Source organism: Shewanella sp. SR1, from assembly GCF_020447145.1.
GTDB lineage: Bacteria > Pseudomonadota > Gammaproteobacteria > Enterobacterales > Shewanellaceae > Shewanella > Shewanella baltica.
In genome coordinates this window covers 164,395-180,857 of sequence record NZ_JAJAEF010000006.1, presented here as the reverse complement: position 1 = coordinate 180,857, position 16,463 = coordinate 164,395, and the positions used below count along the sequence as shown (strand labels likewise).

Here is a 16,463-nt window from a genome sequence, read left to right as displayed (position 1 = left end):
ATTTTAACGGCAGTATTAGCAGAATTGTGTCAGTAAATCATTAACAAACATGTGACCTTTACTGGTTAATTGCCAATGTTCAGCGGATTCTGTGAGTAAACCGCGTTGTTTGGCCTTTTCCATTCCTTCGGTCAATGTGTCTCTGTGCTGTCCGGTACGCAGTTCAAATTCTTGCTTAGGGATAGGTGTCATCAGGCGCAGGCGATTCATTAAATATTCAAGCGCGCGATCTTCCTCTGCCACATCAATCGATTCGAAGGTGTAGTTGCTGGCACTCAGATATCCCTTGGGATGTTTAATTTTTACCGTGCGTATAATGCGGTTTTCTTCTGGCAGCGTCACTTTACCGTGGGCGCCACAGCCTATGCCTAGATAATCACCAAACTGCCAGTAGTTGAGATTGTGCTTACATTGGTAACCGGGTTTCGCATAAGCGGATATTTCGTATTGCTCATACCCTAATGCGGCCAGTTTTTGTTGACCTTGCTCATAGATATGCCAGAGCGCTTCGTCATCGGGCAACTGCGGCGGTTTTGAGTGGAATAGGGTGTTGGGCTCAATGGTTAACTGATACCAAGACAGGTGGGGCGGATTGAGCGCCGCTGCCGTGTCGATATCGGCCATCGCTTCAGCAAAACTTTGGTTGGGTAATCCATGCATTAAATCGAGGTTAAAACTCAAGTATCCCGCTTGGCTGGCTTTTTGAGCAGCGACTTGTGCCTCGTTTTGATCGTGAATACGTCCAAGTAAGTTGAGCTTATCCTTAGAAAAACTCTGCACCCCGATAGATAAACGGGTGACACCGGCTGCACGATAGGCACTAAAGTCATCGTGTTCTAAAGTGCCGGGGTTGGCTTCCATGGTGATTTCGATATTGTCACTAAAGGGGATTAGCGCATTGGCACCATCGAGTATGCGTTTGATTTGCAAAGCATCGAATAAGGATGGTGTGCCGCCACCGATAAAGATGGTATGAATTTGCCGCCCTTGGACGAGATGTAAATCTTGGCGTAAGTCTTCCAATAGCGCATCAACATAGGCTTCCTGTGGCAGCTCACCATTTTGGCCATGGGAATTAAAGTCACAATAAGGACACTTTTGTACGCACCAGGGAATATGGATATACAGACTGAGTGGCGGCAGTTCGAGTTTCATCGCAGTAGTCACGGCAGTTGACGACATTATTGTGCATTCCCGCCGGTTAACACGCCTTGGGCTTGCATGGCGGCGATGAGTTGCACTAGGGCTTTACCACGATGGCTTAAGGCATTTTTCTCGTTGCTGCTGAGCTCCGCCGCGCTACATTGATAATTTTCAGGGATAAAAATCGGATCGTAACCATGGCCATTGTCGCCACGTTGGTTAAAGTCGATTTGGCCTTCCCATGCGGCTTGGCAAATAATTGGGGTTGGATCTTTGGCGTGGCGCATATATACCAGCACGCATTGGAATCTCGCACTGCGAGGTGCTGGCTGGTCTTTTAATGTTTCAAGTAGTTTCAATACGTTGTCTTGATCTTTGGCATTTTCGCCCGCGTAACGCGCTGAATAAATGCCGGGAGCGCCTTGGAGTAAATCCACTTCTAAACCTGAATCATCGGCAATGGCCGCAAGTCCGGTGATTTCGGCAGCGTGCCTGGCTTTGATAATGGCATTTTCGACAAAAGTGGTGCCCGTTTCGGCCACTTCGCTGACATTAAATTGGCTCTGCGGCAGTACAGTGACACCGTAGCTGGCGAGCATTTGATCGAATTCGGCGAGTTTGCCTTTGTTGCCACTGGCGAGGACGATTTGTTGCATGGAACACCTATATCATTGGGGCGACTTATACTGCGGCAATGATACCCAAGCTGAGGGCTAAAGGACAGGAAAAGGGCGGGACGGTACAGACTTGTACCGTCCCAAAGTTACTTATGTCTTGCGGTAATCTCAGCTTGGCTTATTCAACGTAGAATTTTTGCTTGAACTGCAAGTTGGTATTTAATTGATTACCATGCTTGATCGCGATATTGAAGTTGATCTCCTGATCATCGCGGTAAGGAACTTCGGCAATATAATAAATCGCATCACCTTCACGGATCTCTTTGAAGGTTAAGTTGATTCGAGCATCTAATAAGTTATTGGCGACACCGGTAATTTCAACGGGTACTGCGGGTTTATTCGCTTCGCTGATATCTAACACGGCAATGTTGATAATGCCTGTATAGCTACTGCGCTGAATGCCATAGGATTTGGCTATGCTAGGCGTTAAAAATGTACTGCCAAGTGCCATGTAATGAATGTCAAAATTGCCGACAGTTTCTTTTTGCTCTGCGTTTGCAACACCACAAAGGCTAGCGGTGAGGGCTAATACAGCCAGAATATTACGGAACATGATGGGATACCTCATATTAGGGAATGTTTGAGTATAGGTCGCTGTGACTATTGTTTATGTTTATCTGTTTATCGATAAATTAACCGCATTCAAAGAAGTATTTTGGTTTTTAGCCTTTCAACAGCATTAGCTTAGCTAGTTTGTCCCATCAGCTCAGTAATGATGCTTGGGATGATCTTTGGGTCAATCACGCGGATTTGCTTATGCCTGCCAGGTTCACCTTTCATTATATGAATGTCGCTCTTTGGCACTTTAAAGGTCTTTGCTAAGTACTTACTTAAATGGGCATTGGCCTTGCCATCAATAGGCGGCGCAGTGATGGCTACTTTTAGCTCATCACCGTGCAGTCCTACAATTTGATCTCGGCTGGCCTTAGGCTGAATGTACAGATTAAGCAGCAAGTCACCTTGCTGCAAAGTCACTGCACTCATTAGATCACAGCCCAATAAGGGATATATTGGGCAAGTAACATATTGAGGAAATTCATACCAATAATCACCAACATTACCGATAAATCTAAGCCACCAATTGGCGGTATGATACGGCGGATTGGCGCTAATACGGGTTCAGTTAACTGACCCATGACCATCACAATGGGGTTATAGCCTTGGTTAAACCAGCTCAATATTGCGCGTATCAATAGCATCCAAAACAGCAATACCCCTGCTTTTTTGATCACAGATACGACGGCAAACATCAAAAACAGCAGTATGTCTATGCCACCGCCCGCGATAAGGCTGATCAGCAGTACTTTGACCATCACGACCAGCAACGCGAGGACGAATGATGCGGTATCAAACCGTCCTAAGGAAGGCAGAATACGGCGCATTGGCGCGATGAGCGGGTGAGTCGCTTTGACAATAAATTGGCTAAAAGGATTATAAAAATCCGCCCTTGCCAGTTGCAGCCAAATCCGCAAAATCACCACCATCAAATATAAGTCGAATAGTGTGGTGATTAAAAAGGTAAATGCATTCATCGAGATTTCTACCTATTAAAGTCCGATATAAAAACGCGTTAGTGAAAATTAAAATGTCTTAGCCATTTCTTCTGCACGTTTAATACAGTTTTCCATGGCTTTTTTTACTAAACCACGCATATCCGCAGCTTCAAATGTCGCCAGTGCCTGTGCGGTGGTACCGCCCTTTGAGGTGACATTCTCCCTTAGATTACCTAAGGTCAGTTGTGGATTTTGCTTTGCCATCATAGCAGCGCCGAGCGCGGCTTGCTGCACTAAAGTTCTGGCTTTGTCTTCATCCATTCCCATTTCTTTGCCAGCATCTATCATAGACTCCATCAGCAAAAAGAAATAAGCCGGTGAACTGCCCGATAGTGCAATCACTTGATCTAATTCTGACTCTTCATTAACCCACACAATTTCGCCGCCGCTGGACATCAAACGATCGCAAATGGCTTTTTGCTCGGTAGAAATAGCCTGAGGCGCATAGAGGCCTGTCATGCCCACACTAATCTGCATCGGTGTATTGGGCATAGCGCGAATAAGTTTAATATCCTGCGCCAGATAATCGGTATAACGCTTTGCTTTAATGCCTGCAGCAATAGTGATGACTAACTTTTGCGACATATCGACAGTTTGTAATGCTTCACACACTTGCTGCATCAATTGCGGTTTTACCGACAGCACTATGACATCGGCAGCTTGTGCTGCGGCTAAATTATCTTGAGAAACCAAAATCCCTAAATCGGCTTTTAGTGCGTCGAGTTTACCTTGGCTAGGATTGGTCGCTTGGATGAGTTGAGCAGGATAGCCGCTATGAACTAGGCCACTGATGATGCTGCGCGTCATGTTGCCGGCACCGATAAAGCAGATTTTCTGTTGATCCATTTGATTCTCTTCAGTGTGTTAACCGTTAATTTGTAACAGACTCACCTTAAATCAAGATGATAAAACGGTTAGTCATTTGAATGTCAGAGCCAGATTAGTCGACTCTCGCTAATTGAACTTAAATGTCGTGATCTTTAATACAGTATTTGGGCATAAAGCGCTAAAAACAAGGTCAAGCTCGTACACTGACCTCGAACTTCATGCCTCGAGTGAGTTTACGCAGCGTAATTGCGCTCACCAAAAATGGCACTGCCAATACGCACCATAGTTGAACCACAGCTAATCGCTGCATCTAGGTCATTACTCATCCCCATGGAAAGCGTGTCTACACTGGGGTAATGTGATTTAAGTTCTTGAAATAGATTGTTTAACATCGAAAACTCTTTAAGCTGTAACTCAGTATCTGCAGTAGCCGTTGGGATTGCCATTAGGCCTCTCAGTGCGAGATTAGGTAGCTGAGCGATTAGCTCGGCTAGTGGCAGCATTTGCGCCGCATCTATGCCAGATTTTGTGTCTTCAGCACTTATATTAATTTGAATACAGACGTTTAATGGCGCTAATTCAGCTGGACGTTGGTCATTGAGACGTTGGGCAATTTTGTCGCGCGAGACAGTGTGCATCCAATCGAAATGCTGGGCGACTATGTTGGTTTTGTTGGATTGGAGTGGCCCGATAAAGTGCCATTCAATGTCCGGAAAATCCCCCTTGAGTACGGTAATTTTCTCCGCGCCTTCTTGGACATAGTTTTCGCCGAAGCAACGCTGACCCGCTTGATAGGCTGCTATAATGTCTTCAATAGGTTTGGTCTTGCTGACGGCAAGTAAGCGAATACTGCTAGGTTGGCGTGCACATTTTTGCGCCGCTTGTGCGATCCTGCGCTGGGCGATTGCGAGTCTGTCTGCTATTGTTGTCATGATGTAATTATCTAGTTGCAAGGATATCCCAAACGATGGAAATCACTGAGTTATTGGCATTTAGTGTAAAACACAAAGCCTCGGATCTACACCTTTCTGCAGGGATATCTCCCATGATCCGTGTCGACGGTGAAGTGAGAAAAATTAACCTGCCCGCGCTCGATCACCAAGGCGTACACAGCCTAGTGTACGACATAATGAATGATAAGCAGCGCAAGGACTACGAAGAACATTTAGAAATCGATTTCTCGTTCGAAGTCCCTAATCTTGCACGCTTTCGTGTTAACGCATTCAATCAATCCCGTGGTGCCGCGGCCGTATTTCGTACCATTCCTAGCCACATCTTGTCACTTGAGCAATTGGGTGCGCCGGAGATTTTTAAAAAAATCGCCAGTTTCCCTCGGGGATTAGTCCTAGTGACTGGGCCAACGGGTTCGGGTAAGAGTACCACACTTGCCGCTATGGTGGATTACGTTAACGAAAATCGACACGATCACATCTTAACCATTGAAGATCCTATCGAATTCGTACACCAAAATAAGCAATGTTTGATTAACCAGCGTGAAGTTCACCGCCATACCCACAGCTTTAATGCGGCGCTTAGAAGCGCACTGCGTGAAGATCCGGACGTGATTTTAGTCGGTGAGATGCGTGACCTTGAAACCATTCGTTTGGCGATGACCGCTGCAGAAACAGGCCACTTAGTGTTTGGTACCTTGCATACCACCTCTGCCGCGAAAACCATTGACCGTGTGGTCGACGTATTCCCCGCCGGTGAAAAAGACATGGTGCGCACTATGTTGTCGGAATCGCTGCAAGCGGTTATTTCGCAAACCCTGATTAAAAAGGTAGGCGGAGGCCGTGTCGCCGCCCATGAAATCATGATGGGCACTCCCGCTATTCGTAACCTTATTCGTGAAGACAAAGTGGCGCAGATGTATTCGGCGATTCAAACCGGTATGGCCCACGGAATGCAGACCTTAGAGCAATGTTTACAGAACTTAGTCAATCGCGGTCTTATCACCCGTGAAGATGCAATGGCGAAGAGTTCGAATAAACAAGCGACATTTTAAGGATTTATGATGGATGTTCTTCCGTTTTTAAAAGTGATCGTTGAGCGCAAAGCCTCCGACTTGTTCATCACAGCTGGCTTTCCGCCAAGTGCCAAGATTGACGGTGAATTGCGTCCCTTGGCCGAAAGTGCCTTTACTCCGGCACAATCACTGGATTTTGTTGAATCCTTAATGACCGAAGCGCAGAAACAAGAGTTTCATTCGAGTCGTGAGTGTAACTTTGCTTTTGCGGCAAAGGATTTAGGTCGTTTTCGGGTGAGCGCCTTTTGGCAGCGTGAATCGTCAGGCTGCGTGATGCGCCGTATCGAAACTAAAATCCCTGACGTCGATGATTTAAAACTGCCACCCATTCTGAAAGATCTGGTGATGAGTAAACGTGGTCTCATCATTATGGTGGGCGGAACGGGTACGGGTAAGTCAACATCTCTGGCGGCCTTGGTGGGATATCGTAATGGTCATGCTCGTGGTCATATTCTCACGATTGAAGATCCAGTCGAATTTGTTCACGACCACAGAAAAAGCATTATCACTCAGCGTGAAGTGGGCATAGATACTGAGTCTTTCGATGCGGCGCTAAAAAGCTCCCTTCGCCAAGCACCCGATGTGATCTTGATTGGTGAAATTCGTACCCAAGAGACGATGGAGTTCGCCCTGTCGTTTGCGGAAACGGGCCATCTCTGCATGGCAACCTTGCATGCCAACAACGCCAACCAAGCATTAGACCGCATTATGCACCTCGTGCCTGAGAGTAAACATCAGCAGTTATTGTTCGATTTGTCATTGAATTTGCGCGGTATTGTGGCGCAGCAATTAATCCCAAAAGTCGATGGCACTGGGCGCCGCGCCGCGATTGAAGTATTGATCAACACCCCAAGGGTGGCGAGTTTAATTGCGAAGAACGAGCTGCATTTGCTCAAAGAAACCATGGCTAAATCCAACGAGCAGGGCATGCAGACGTTCGATCAGGCCTTGCTCAAACTTTATGTCGATGGCGAGATTAGTTACGCTGATGCGCTGCACCATGCTGATTCACCGAACGATTTACGTTTGATGATTAAATTACAGAATAAAGAATCCACGGGCTCAGGCTTTATGGAAGGTGTCACCTTAGACATGGACTAACGCGAGAGCCAGGTTCTAGGTTAAGCAGCTCTTTATGGGCTGCTTTTTGTTAGTGTCGTTAGATTTTCGTTCAGCTCAATCGGTTTTACTTCATCGCTATGCGGTCGTTAACCATAGCTTTTATTTTTTAATTCAATATGATCTTTACCTAGTACGTTTACGTAATGTACCGGTAAAGGAGAAAGCAATGAAAAAATTACCTATGATATTCGCTATGACAGCGAGCTTGATGAGTGTTGGCGCTATGGCGGCCACTTGTCCCGAGTATTTGAACCTTGAAGTACGAAAATTACATTCTGAAGAGACAGTTAATCTGTGTGAATTGACTCAGGGAAAGCCAGTGTTGATTGTTAACACTGCAAGTAACTGTGGTTACACCCCGCAGTTTAAAGCGCTCGAAGCATTGCATGAAAACTATAAAGACAAAGGCTTAGTGGTTATTGGTTTCCCATCAGATGATTTTTTCCAAGAAGAAAATGATGAGAAAGACACGGCTAAGGTGTGTTACATCAATTACGGTGTCACTTTCACTATGTTGTCGACTTCGGCTGTGCGTGGCAGTGACGCCAATAGCGTATTTAAATACTTAGCCGAGAAAACCGGTGCGCCTAAGTGGAATTTCTACAAGTATGTCGTTAGCGGCGATGGCGCGGTTGTGCAACAGTTCAATTCTAAAGTGAAGCCAGATAGCGAAGAGCTTAAGCAAGCAATAGAATCTGTACTTTAATTTTATAAGTATTTATTAATTAAGAGGCTGTTTTGGCTAAATTTTCAGGCTTATCCAAAGAAGTTGGACACGGACAGCGCGGCAAAGTGGGCGTGCTGTTATTAAATTTAGGCACGCCAGATGCACCCACAGCATCGGCTGTTAGGCGTTATCTAGCTGAGTTCTTAGCAGATCCCCGCGTAGTCGAAATCCCTAAATTAGTGTGGATGATGATTTTACACGGGATCATTTTGCGGGTACGCCCAGCAAAATCGGCGGCGTTATACCAGAAGGTATGGACGGCGGCTGGTTCACCGTTAATGGACATTAGTTTGCGTCAAACGGCGAAGTTAGCGGATAAACTTAACGCTGATAACCATGATGTTTCTGTCCATTTAGCAATGCGTTATGGCAGTCCATCGGTCGCCAGTACATTGCAAACTATGCATCAAAATGGCATTGATAAAATCGTGGTGTTACCCCTGTATCCTCAATATGCGGCGCCAACTACGGGTTCTGCTTTTGATGCGATTGCGGCTGAGTTGTCTAAATGGCGCTATATTCCATCATTGCATTTTATTAATACTTATCATGATAATGCCGATTTTATTAATGCGTTAGCCAATTCGATCTCGGCTGATTTTAAAGCAAATGGTAAACCGCAAAAATTGGTGTTGTCTTACCATGGTATGCCTGAGCGTAATTTGCATTTAGGCGATCCGTATTACTGCTTCTGCATGAAAACGACTCGACTGGTTACCGAAAAGCTTGGGTTAGCTAAAGATGAGTTTGTGATGACTTTCCAATCGCGTTTTGGTAAAGCTAAATGGCTACAACCTTATACTGATGCGACTTTGAAAGCGTTGCCGCAACAAGGCGTGCGAGATATTGCTATCGTTTGCCCGGCTTTTAGCGCCGATTGTTTAGAAACGCTGGAAGAAATTGTTGGTGAGAATGGTCATCTCTTTGCCGAGGCGGGTGGTGAGAAGTTCCGCTACATTGCTGCACTAAACGATGATGATGCACACATTACTATGATGGCTAACTTAGTGAAGCCACATTTTTGATCCGGTAATTTATCGGGTTAAACATCAAACTGAAAAGGATAAGGCAACTTATCCTTTTCTTTTTTCTGTGGTTTTATTTATTGTGGCATTACTTGCTGAAGTTATTTTCGAAGTAGCTTTCAATAATCAGTACGGCAGACACGGCATCGACTTGGCCTTTGGTGAGCGCCTTGAATCCGCCTAACTCGAATAATCTCGCCTTAGCATCGGTAGTGGTTAATCGTTCATCTTGAGTGGCTATTTTGACTTTGAACTTAGCATTGATACGGTTCGCAAATTTACGCGCCCTGTGGGTCATATCTTGCTCAGTGCCATCCATGTTTAAGGGCAGACCAACAACCACTAGGTCGGGTTGCCACTCTTTGATTAAATCGCCTATCTGATCCCAGTTGGGGATCCCATCGACGGCTTTGATTGACAATAATGGCGTGGCGCTAGCGGTGATTTCTTGGCCTATAGCCACACCAATACTTTTAGTGCCAAAATCAAAGCCTAATACGGTTTTCGAATTCATAGTGTGCTGACTTATATTAAGAAATAGGCTTAAGCGTGACCCGCTTGAGCTGAAACCTGCCAAGCATCAAATCCAAGAGCTCGGCTGGCCTGTGGCCAACGGTCTTCGTGTTTAATGTCAAACAAGAGTGCATTGGTTGCTGGAATCGTTAGCCAAGAATTATCGGCAAGCTCTTGTTCGAGCTGATCTTTGCTCCATCCAGCATATCCTAAGGCGACGAGGAATTTCTCTGGCGATCTGTTGCTTCCTATCGCGGTTAACACATCGCGTGAGGTGGTTAGCATTAAACCACAACCCAGATCTGTGCTGTTGGCCCAATAGGGCTGAGAGGTATGCAGTACGAAGCCACGATCTTGGGAAACGGGTCCGCCCATCATGACGTTGGCATTGAACGCTAAATCGGTGGAGACTTGTTCAGCTGGTAAATCCATTTGTTCTAATAGCGAATTAACTTCGATACCGAGCGGTTTATTGATCACCAGTCCCATGGCGCCTTTGGCATCATGTTCACAGATATAGATGACTGAGCGTTCAAAAAACGTATCGTGCAGTGAAGGCATGGCAATTAAGAAATGGTTCTGCAGACTCTCCATTAAACTACTCCGTTCGATGTGGCTAAGTTGATCTAGCATGCTGCTATATTGCTAAGTCGGGCGAGATTAACCGCCAGCTAATTTAACTTTGTAGTTCTGCTTCTCAAGCAATAGCTTTAATTGCTCGCGGTTATCGGTTTGGACCTCAATAGTGAAATCTTTAACCGTGCCACCACAACCACATTGTTTTTTAAGGGTCTGAGCCATTGCTTTTAACGCGGTTTCATCGAGACCTAGGCCTGAGATTATCGAAACGCCTTTGCCTTTGCGGCCCTTACTGTCTCTATGGATCCTGACTATACCGTCGGATTCAGGAATCACTTTAGTGACGGGCTCTGCATTAATACGGCCTTTGTCGGTGCTGTACACTAAGGATACATTAGGATCTGCTTTCATAGATTTCATTCATTGGTGTTAAAAGATGACTTATACCCGTTGAGTTTATCAAATTTGCAGGGGTTCTGGGAGGTAAAAAAAGACCACTTGAGGATTATCCTTAAGTGGTCTGAACAAAATGCTAACTCTTTGCAGGGAAGTAAGCATATTTTGAAAAAGGGAGCGTTATCCGCCGTTTTAATTCATGCGCATAAAGACCATGACGATCAGCGCTACTGCTGTCAGTAAGGCGCTGGGCATAATAAATTTATGCAGCTTAGGTAGCGCAATTAAGCAGGCGGTGGTTACAAAGCCGAATGCGGCGACTGTCGCATAATTAGTGCCATTCGCGACGGCATCGATGACCAGCCAGTCAAGTACAATGAGAGGTAAAATCAGTAAGCTGACGGGTAAATGACGCTTTATCTTAGCGTTATTGGCCTCGAGTGAGATTTTTTCTGGCGCAAGGAAAAAAATGGCTGATGCAACCAAAAACGCGCTAATAAACCAGTACATTTCATTACTCCTTTAATCTCAATTGATAATCATTATCATCTTCGGTTTTGCTGAAGTCAAGCTGAATGAGATGCTGCTTTTTAATCAATTGAGTTGTAGATCAGATGATTGCTCTGTAAGCTAAATTCATATCTCTGATACTTGTCTTTGTTCGGTTCGAACATCTGAGGAAATTAAGATGAAAAATATTTTTGTAGCTTTAGCCGTGCTGGCATTAAGTGCCTGTAGCTCGATGAAGTCTGGTTGGGACTATGATCCTAGCGCCAATTTTACCCAATATAAAACCTATGCTTGGGTTGCTCAGAAAGCCGATTCTGCCGGATATCATCTTGATGGCTTGATGGATCAAAGAGTAAGAGAAGCGGTTAATAGCCAGTTAGCGAGTAAAGGTATGACATTAGTCGATGCGAAAGACGCTGATGTACTGGTGAACTACCTGACCAAAGTCGATAAGAAAATCAATGTTGATACCTTCAATAGTAATTTTGGCTATAACCCATACTATGGTCCAGGATGGGGTTGGGGCGGCAATATGCAGACCCAAACTACAGTGAGAGAATATGAAGTTGGTACTCTGATTATTGATTTAGTTGATAATAAAACTACTAAGCTTATCTGGCGTGGTTCTGTTGCCGATACCATTCGCGACAAAAATACCCCAGAAGAAAGAGTACAGATCATCAATCAAGCGGTGGGCAGTGTGATGGCAAATTATCCCCCTAAGTCTGACACTAAGTAGTTCTGACTCAGTTTGAATGAAAATTAAGCGGCCTGAGGGCCGCTTTTTTGTGGCTGATTTTTATGCGTTTTGCCCATTCGATTAGATGATCTGCAGTTATTTATCATCTAATTGAATTTACGTTATTAATACTTATTAAAAACTTTAGTTATCTAAATAGACGTGAGAAGTAGTTTTGCGCATAACTGGCTATTTTATTTGCAATTTATACAGTGCTATTTTGTGGTTGTAGGTATTGGCAATTCATTATTGATGAAATGATGAATTAATTTTTCTAATGATCTATTCAAAATAAAATCATTATAGAACTGAGGGTTTATCAGGCAGAATCTGTTTCTTTACCTTGTTGGTAGTAGCAGAGATGCATGAGACGCAGATTATTGGATTACTTTGGCTGATTGGTATTATTGCCGAGGCTATGACGGGCGCTCTGGCGGCGGGTCGCAAGCAGATGGATTTGTTTGGTGTAGTGATCATTGGCTGCGCAACGGCGATTGGTGGCGGCACACTAAGGGACATGATGCTCGGCAATTACCCCTTAATTTGGGTTGAGCACGTGAATTACCTTATTGCGATTGCATTCGCTTCTTTACTCACAGTCGCTATCGCCCCTGTGATGCGTTATCTGTCTAAGTTATTTTTGGCTATCGATGCCTTAGGCTTAGCTGTGTTCTCTATCGTGGGCGCGCAGAAGACCTTAATGCTGGGATTTAGCCCAACGATTGCTGTGGTGATGGGATTGGTGACGGGTGTTTTTGGTGGCGTTATCCGCGATATCCTGTGTAATCAAGTGCCTTTGATTTTTAAGAAAGAACTCTACGCGGTGATTTCACTACTGACGGCTGGTTTGTATATAGTCTTAAAAGCCTATCAATTAACCGAGTGGATTAATCTGGTTATTTGTCTGAGCGTTGGTTTTAGCCTGCGGATGTTAGCGCTGCGCTATCATTGGTCTATGCCGACCTTTGATTATCAGGCCAATGGCGATCAGCACACACATTAGATCGTAAAACCAAATCGTAGATATACAATCGTATAACAAAAGGGCAGCTAAGGCTGCCCTGTTTTTTTAGCGGTAAATTACTGCTGTGCTTGAATGGTTTTCAGCGCTTCAAGTGCGGCATCATAGTTAGGATGCTCGGTGATATTCGGAACTAACTCTTGGTATTGGAGTTTACCTTCGGCATCTATGATGAAAATAGCTCTCGCGAGCAAGCCGTAATCTTGAATCAACAAGCCATATTTTTCACCAAAATCACGCCAGACGGAATCGGATAGTACTTTGATTTTATCTACGTTTTCTACTTTGCAGAAACGTTTCTGTGCGAAGGGTAAATCGGCACTGATGGTTAGCATGACCACGTCATCGGAAAAATGGCCTACTTCGCTGTTGAAACGTTTAGTTTGTAGTGCACACACGCCCGTATCTAAGCTTGGTACGGCACTTATCAGCACGGTTTTCCCCTTAAAGTCGCTTAGCATAACTGGCGCAAAATGATCATCAACCACTTTGAATCCTGGCGCCATTTGCGACAGCTTAGGTAATTTTCCTTCTAAGGTGACGGTTTTTTCACCCATAAGAACCTGGGTTTTCTCACTGGCAAGCACATTGGGGCTTATCAGCACTAAGCCATAAATGCAGCTGGCGGCTAAAAATGAAACGTATTTTTGCATTGGATTTCCTCGCACATGAATATCTGTGCCTTCGCTAATATCTGTCCTTTAAGGTACGCTAAAATGCTATGCAGAACCATAAAAAAAGGCCGGCAATTGCCGACCTTTGTTATTCATTTAGGGTTATTTGCTGAGTGGCAATTCTTTGACATGAATATCCATTTGTGGGAATGGAATACCGATATCGGCTGCATCTAATGCATTTTTGATTTGCTCAAGCAGTTGGAAACGAGCCGTCCAATAATCAGCCGTTTTTACCCAAGGGCGAACCACGAAATTAATTGAAGAGTTCGCTAATTCAGCCAGTCCAACTGTATATGATGGATCTTTTAACACATATTGGTTGTTATCTAAAATCTCAGTTAAGATTTTCTTCGTGAGTGCGATATCGGCAGAATAAGATACGCCAATCACTAAATCGATACGGCGAGTATCCATTGCCGAATAGTTAGTGATAGTGCCATTCATGATGGATGAATTAGGCGCCACAATAACCTTGTTGTCTGGTGTGCGAAGTTTGGTTGAGAATATAGTAATTTCATCAACAGTACCGGCAATGCCAGCGGCTTCAATATAGTCACCAACGCGGCAAGGGCGGAATAACACCATTAACACGCCCGATGCGAAGTTAGACAGAGAACCCTGTAGCGCTAAACCCACCGCTAAACCAGCGGCACCGATAACGGCGACCAATGATGCGGTTTGTACGCCAATTTGGCCTAAGGTGGCAATCACTGCGAAAACAAACACAATTGCCCAAGCGAGGTTTGCGACAAATGAAACAACGGTCGGATCAACTTTACGGCTGTTCAGTAATTTACGAACCAGCTTTTGCGCTACGCCGGCAAAGTATTTACCAACAAAGAAAATGATAATGGCAAATAAAACTTTTAAGCCATAAGTCACAATCAGATCCGGTGCTTGCTTTAATAAACCTTCAAGGTTTTCCATTGAATAACTCCCTAAATATACGCTAACTAAAACTATTTATTATTGACGATAAATTGTACTCGTCGATTTAAACTGCGCCCTTCGCTAGAACGGTTGTCCGCTACAGGTTCAGATATACCTTTACCCATTACGGTAAAGCGATTTGGATTAAAGCCATAATCTTCAACCAAAATACGTTTCACATTTTGAGCGCGCTGAAGTGACAGCTGATAATTAAACTCAGGCGTGCCAACGATATCCGTGTGGCCCACTAAGGTTAATGCGACATCATTCGCTGCTAAATATGCTTTCACTAAGGCTAAAGTTTTCCATTGCGAAAAGTCAACTTCGGCAATGGCAAATTCAAAATACACCACAGCGGTAGAAATATTATGACAATCTGCGCTGAACTCAGCATTGGGATTACTCGTACTACAATCTGCTGATGCAGTCGCTTCCACCTCTACCTCTTCAACACAGCCATTGGCCATTACTTGCGTGTCTGGCGCTGTGTTAGGGCAGGCATCTTTGATGTCAGGCACGCCATCTTGGTCTGTATCAGACCAAGCGAATACCTGCGATGTCAGGCTTAAACTTAATAGTAAAAGTACCAGCTGGATCCATCGAGATTGGGAGTTTTTCACTACAAATCACCTATTGAACGATAAGTACTAGTCAAAATTACTAAAGTGATCGCATGGTTGTAGCATGACCATCTTAGTGCGGCATTCTATCGACTTAGGCGCATTTCGCCAAGTGAAACGCGTTCACGCGTCAACTCATCGACAGGCATATATCGGCAATATCTTGAGTATATTTATGTTTTTATTAGTTGAAGCCAATATTCAGATCATCACTTCGCCCATGTATTCACGTTTGGAGTCAGTAAAATGATGAATAAGCATGATGATAAACTATACAAAATAAGCCTTTGGCGCTAGAGTCTTGAGCCCATTAAGCGCCAACCAAACCTTAAGTTGAGGACGAGATGATAGATTTACGCAGTGATACTGTTACCCAGCCAACAGCAGCGATGCGATTAGCCATGTCCAGAGCCGAAGTAGGTGACGATGTTTACGGTGATGATCCCACGGTAAATAGTCTGCAGGATATGGCTGCAGAGATGTTTGGCTTTGAAAGCGCATTATTTACCTGTTCGGGTACGCAGGCGAATTTATTGGCTTTGATGGCCCACTGTGAGCGTGGTGATGAGTATCTGTGCGGCCAGCAGGCCCATAACTATAAATTTGAGGGTGGCGGTGCCGCTGTCTTAGGCAGCATTCAACCTCAACCTTTGTTGAATCAAGTCGATGGCACCATTGCCTTGGCCGATATTGAAGCCGCCATTAAGCCTGACGATATCCACTTTGCCCGCACGCGTTTGCTCAGTTTAGAGAATACGATTGGCGGTAAAGTGATCCCGCAAAGCTATTTAGCGGACGCGCAGGCTCTGGCCTTTAATCGCGGGTTAAAAATCCATCTCGACGGCGCACGAGTTGCTAATGCGGCTGTGGCGCAGAATATCGCGATAAGTAAGATTACGGCGCATTTTGATTCTGTGTCGATTTGTCTGTCCAAAGGGTTATGCGCGCCAGTTGGCTCATTACTCTTAGGTGACGAGCGTTTGATTAAGAAGGCGATACGCTGGCGTAAAATGCTAGGTGGCGGCATGCGTCAAGCTGGGATACTTGCTGCGGCAGGTAAGCTCGCCTTAACTGAGCAAGTGCAACGACTGAGTGAAGATCATGACAACGCGGCGTATTTGGCTCGCCAGTTGGCAGAGTTGAGTGAGTTCGACGTCGATTTAGCCGCAGTACAAACCAATATGTTATTTGCCAAATTAGCGCCTAAAGTTGATGCGGTTTTATTGGCGAAACACTGTCGAGCTGAAGGCATTCTAATAAGCCCTGGGCGCACGATTCGGCTTGTGACTCACAACGATGTGAGCCGTCAGGACATAGATAAAGTGTTGCGGGTTATGAAGCAGCACTTCACCGCCTAAGCGCTGCTTGTTTTAAAAC

22 protein-coding genes are annotated in these 16,463 nt (G+C 44.9%); 8 read left to right on the top strand and 14 right to left on the bottom strand.

What is annotated here, in order from left to right:
• Positions 1–15 precede the first annotated feature (15 nt).
• The 7 genes from hemW to KV201_RS07755 form a co-directional block, all read right to left on the bottom strand.
• The gene (gene hemW, locus KV201_RS07785; protein ID WP_115334186.1) at positions 16–1,182 is read right to left on the bottom strand and encodes a radical SAM family heme chaperone HemW; all 1,167 of its coding nucleotides are present in this window, start codon (positions 1,180–1,182) and stop codon (positions 16–18) included.
• A complete protein-coding gene (rdgB, locus tag KV201_RS07780; RefSeq protein WP_011847370.1) occupies positions 1,182–1,799 on the bottom strand; it encodes an RdgB/HAM1 family non-canonical purine NTP pyrophosphatase in 618 nt (205 codons plus the stop codon). Before rdgB ends, hemW begins: the two co-directional genes overlap by 1 nt.
• A gap of 139 nt (positions 1,800–1,938) precedes the next feature.
• Positions 1,939–2,373 carry a DUF4426 domain-containing protein gene (locus KV201_RS07775; RefSeq protein WP_006082522.1) on the bottom strand — a complete coding sequence of 145 codons (435 nt, stop codon included), beginning with the start codon at positions 2,371–2,373 and terminating at the stop codon, positions 1,939–1,941.
• Between the two features lie 131 nt (positions 2,374–2,504).
• Positions 2,505–2,804: a DUF167 family protein YggU gene (yggU, locus tag KV201_RS07770; protein ID WP_226058980.1), complete on the bottom strand. Its 300-nt coding sequence runs from the start codon at positions 2,802–2,804 to the stop codon at positions 2,505–2,507.
• Positions 2,804–3,352 carry a YggT family protein gene (locus tag KV201_RS07765; protein ID WP_006082520.1) on the bottom strand — a complete coding sequence of 183 codons (549 nt, stop codon included), beginning with the start codon at positions 3,350–3,352 and terminating at the stop codon, positions 2,804–2,806. The genes yggU and KV201_RS07765 overlap by 1 nt, the downstream gene beginning before the upstream one ends.
• A 48-nt stretch (positions 3,353–3,400) precedes the next feature.
• Complete coding sequence (proC, locus tag KV201_RS07760) at positions 3,401–4,219, bottom strand: pyrroline-5-carboxylate reductase (RefSeq protein WP_006082519.1); 819 nt, start codon at positions 4,217–4,219, stop codon at positions 3,401–3,403.
• A 215-nt stretch (positions 4,220–4,434) separates the two neighbouring features.
• Complete coding sequence (locus KV201_RS07755) at positions 4,435–5,133, bottom strand: YggS family pyridoxal phosphate-dependent enzyme (RefSeq protein ID WP_226058979.1); 699 nt, start codon at positions 5,131–5,133, stop codon at positions 4,435–4,437.
• Positions 5,134–5,168: 35 nt separating this feature from the next.
• Between KV201_RS07755 and KV201_RS07750 the strand changes: the two genes are divergently transcribed.
• From KV201_RS07750 to hemH, 4 genes are all read left to right on the top strand, one after another.
• A complete protein-coding gene (locus tag KV201_RS07750) occupies positions 5,169–6,206 on the top strand; it encodes a type IV pilus twitching motility protein PilT (protein ID WP_226058978.1) in 1,038 nt (345 codons plus the stop codon).
• Between the two features lie 9 nt (positions 6,207–6,215).
• On the top strand, positions 6,216–7,328 hold the full coding sequence (locus KV201_RS07745; protein ID WP_006082516.1) for a PilT/PilU family type 4a pilus ATPase: 1,113 nt from the start codon (positions 6,216–6,218) through the stop codon (positions 7,326–7,328).
• Positions 7,329–7,515: 187 nt separating this feature from the next.
• Positions 7,516–8,055: a glutathione peroxidase gene (locus tag KV201_RS07740; protein WP_037392614.1), complete on the top strand. Its 540-nt coding sequence runs from the start codon at positions 7,516–7,518 to the stop codon at positions 8,053–8,055.
• A gap of 32 nt (positions 8,056–8,087) precedes the next feature.
• Positions 8,088–9,101, top strand: a complete 1,014-nt coding sequence (gene hemH, locus KV201_RS07735; protein WP_226058977.1) for a ferrochelatase — start codon at positions 8,088–8,090, stop codon at positions 9,099–9,101.
• An 88-nt stretch (positions 9,102–9,189) separates the two neighbouring features.
• Here the strand turns inward: hemH and ruvX are convergent, their stop codons facing one another.
• The 4 genes from ruvX to KV201_RS07715 form a co-directional block, all read right to left on the bottom strand.
• On the bottom strand, positions 9,190–9,615 hold the full coding sequence (ruvX, locus tag KV201_RS07730) for a Holliday junction resolvase RuvX (protein ID WP_006082513.1): 426 nt from the start codon (positions 9,613–9,615) through the stop codon (positions 9,190–9,192).
• Between the two features lie 29 nt (positions 9,616–9,644).
• Positions 9,645–10,208 carry a YqgE/AlgH family protein gene (locus KV201_RS07725; protein WP_006082512.1) on the bottom strand — a complete coding sequence of 188 codons (564 nt, stop codon included), beginning with the start codon at positions 10,206–10,208 and terminating at the stop codon, positions 9,645–9,647.
• A gap of 66 nt (positions 10,209–10,274) precedes the next feature.
• On the bottom strand, positions 10,275–10,604 hold the full coding sequence (gene yciH / locus KV201_RS07720; protein WP_219253466.1) for a stress response translation initiation inhibitor YciH: 330 nt from the start codon (positions 10,602–10,604) through the stop codon (positions 10,275–10,277).
• Between the two features lie 177 nt (positions 10,605–10,781).
• Positions 10,782–11,099: a hypothetical protein gene (locus KV201_RS07715; protein WP_226058976.1), complete on the bottom strand. Its 318-nt coding sequence runs from the start codon at positions 11,097–11,099 to the stop codon at positions 10,782–10,784.
• A gap of 178 nt (positions 11,100–11,277) precedes the next feature.
• Here KV201_RS07715 and KV201_RS07710 point away from each other — a divergent pair, with 178 nt between their 5' ends.
• Complete coding sequence (locus KV201_RS07710; protein WP_226058975.1) at positions 11,278–11,838, top strand: DUF4136 domain-containing protein; 561 nt, start codon at positions 11,278–11,280, stop codon at positions 11,836–11,838.
• 361 nt (positions 11,839–12,199) lie between these two features.
• Positions 12,200–12,841: a trimeric intracellular cation channel family protein gene (locus KV201_RS07705; RefSeq protein WP_006082508.1), complete on the top strand. Its 642-nt coding sequence runs from the start codon at positions 12,200–12,202 to the stop codon at positions 12,839–12,841.
• Positions 12,842–12,918: 77 nt separating this feature from the next.
• On the opposite strand, the gene tpx is transcribed toward KV201_RS07705, so the two are convergent.
• From tpx to KV201_RS07690, 3 genes are all read right to left on the bottom strand, one after another.
• Positions 12,919–13,512, bottom strand: a complete 594-nt coding sequence (tpx, locus tag KV201_RS07700; RefSeq protein WP_063883290.1) for a thiol peroxidase — start codon at positions 13,510–13,512, stop codon at positions 12,919–12,921.
• Positions 13,513–13,635: 123 nt separating this feature from the next.
• A complete protein-coding gene (locus tag KV201_RS07695; RefSeq protein ID WP_006082505.1) occupies positions 13,636–14,463 on the bottom strand; it encodes a mechanosensitive ion channel family protein in 828 nt (275 codons plus the stop codon).
• Between the two features lie 32 nt (positions 14,464–14,495).
• Complete coding sequence (locus tag KV201_RS07690) at positions 14,496–15,086, bottom strand: OmpA family protein (RefSeq protein WP_006085698.1); 591 nt, start codon at positions 15,084–15,086, stop codon at positions 14,496–14,498.
• Between the two features lie 64 nt (positions 15,087–15,150).
• Between KV201_RS07690 and KV201_RS07685 the strand changes: the two genes are divergently transcribed.
• On the top strand, positions 15,151–15,336 hold the full coding sequence (locus tag KV201_RS07685) for a hypothetical protein (protein WP_226058974.1): 186 nt from the start codon (positions 15,151–15,153) through the stop codon (positions 15,334–15,336).
• Between the two features lie 94 nt (positions 15,337–15,430).
• Complete coding sequence (gene ltaE / locus KV201_RS07680; protein WP_006085697.1) at positions 15,431–16,444, top strand: low-specificity L-threonine aldolase; 1,014 nt, start codon at positions 15,431–15,433, stop codon at positions 16,442–16,444.
• Positions 16,445–16,463: the final 19 nt, after the last annotated feature.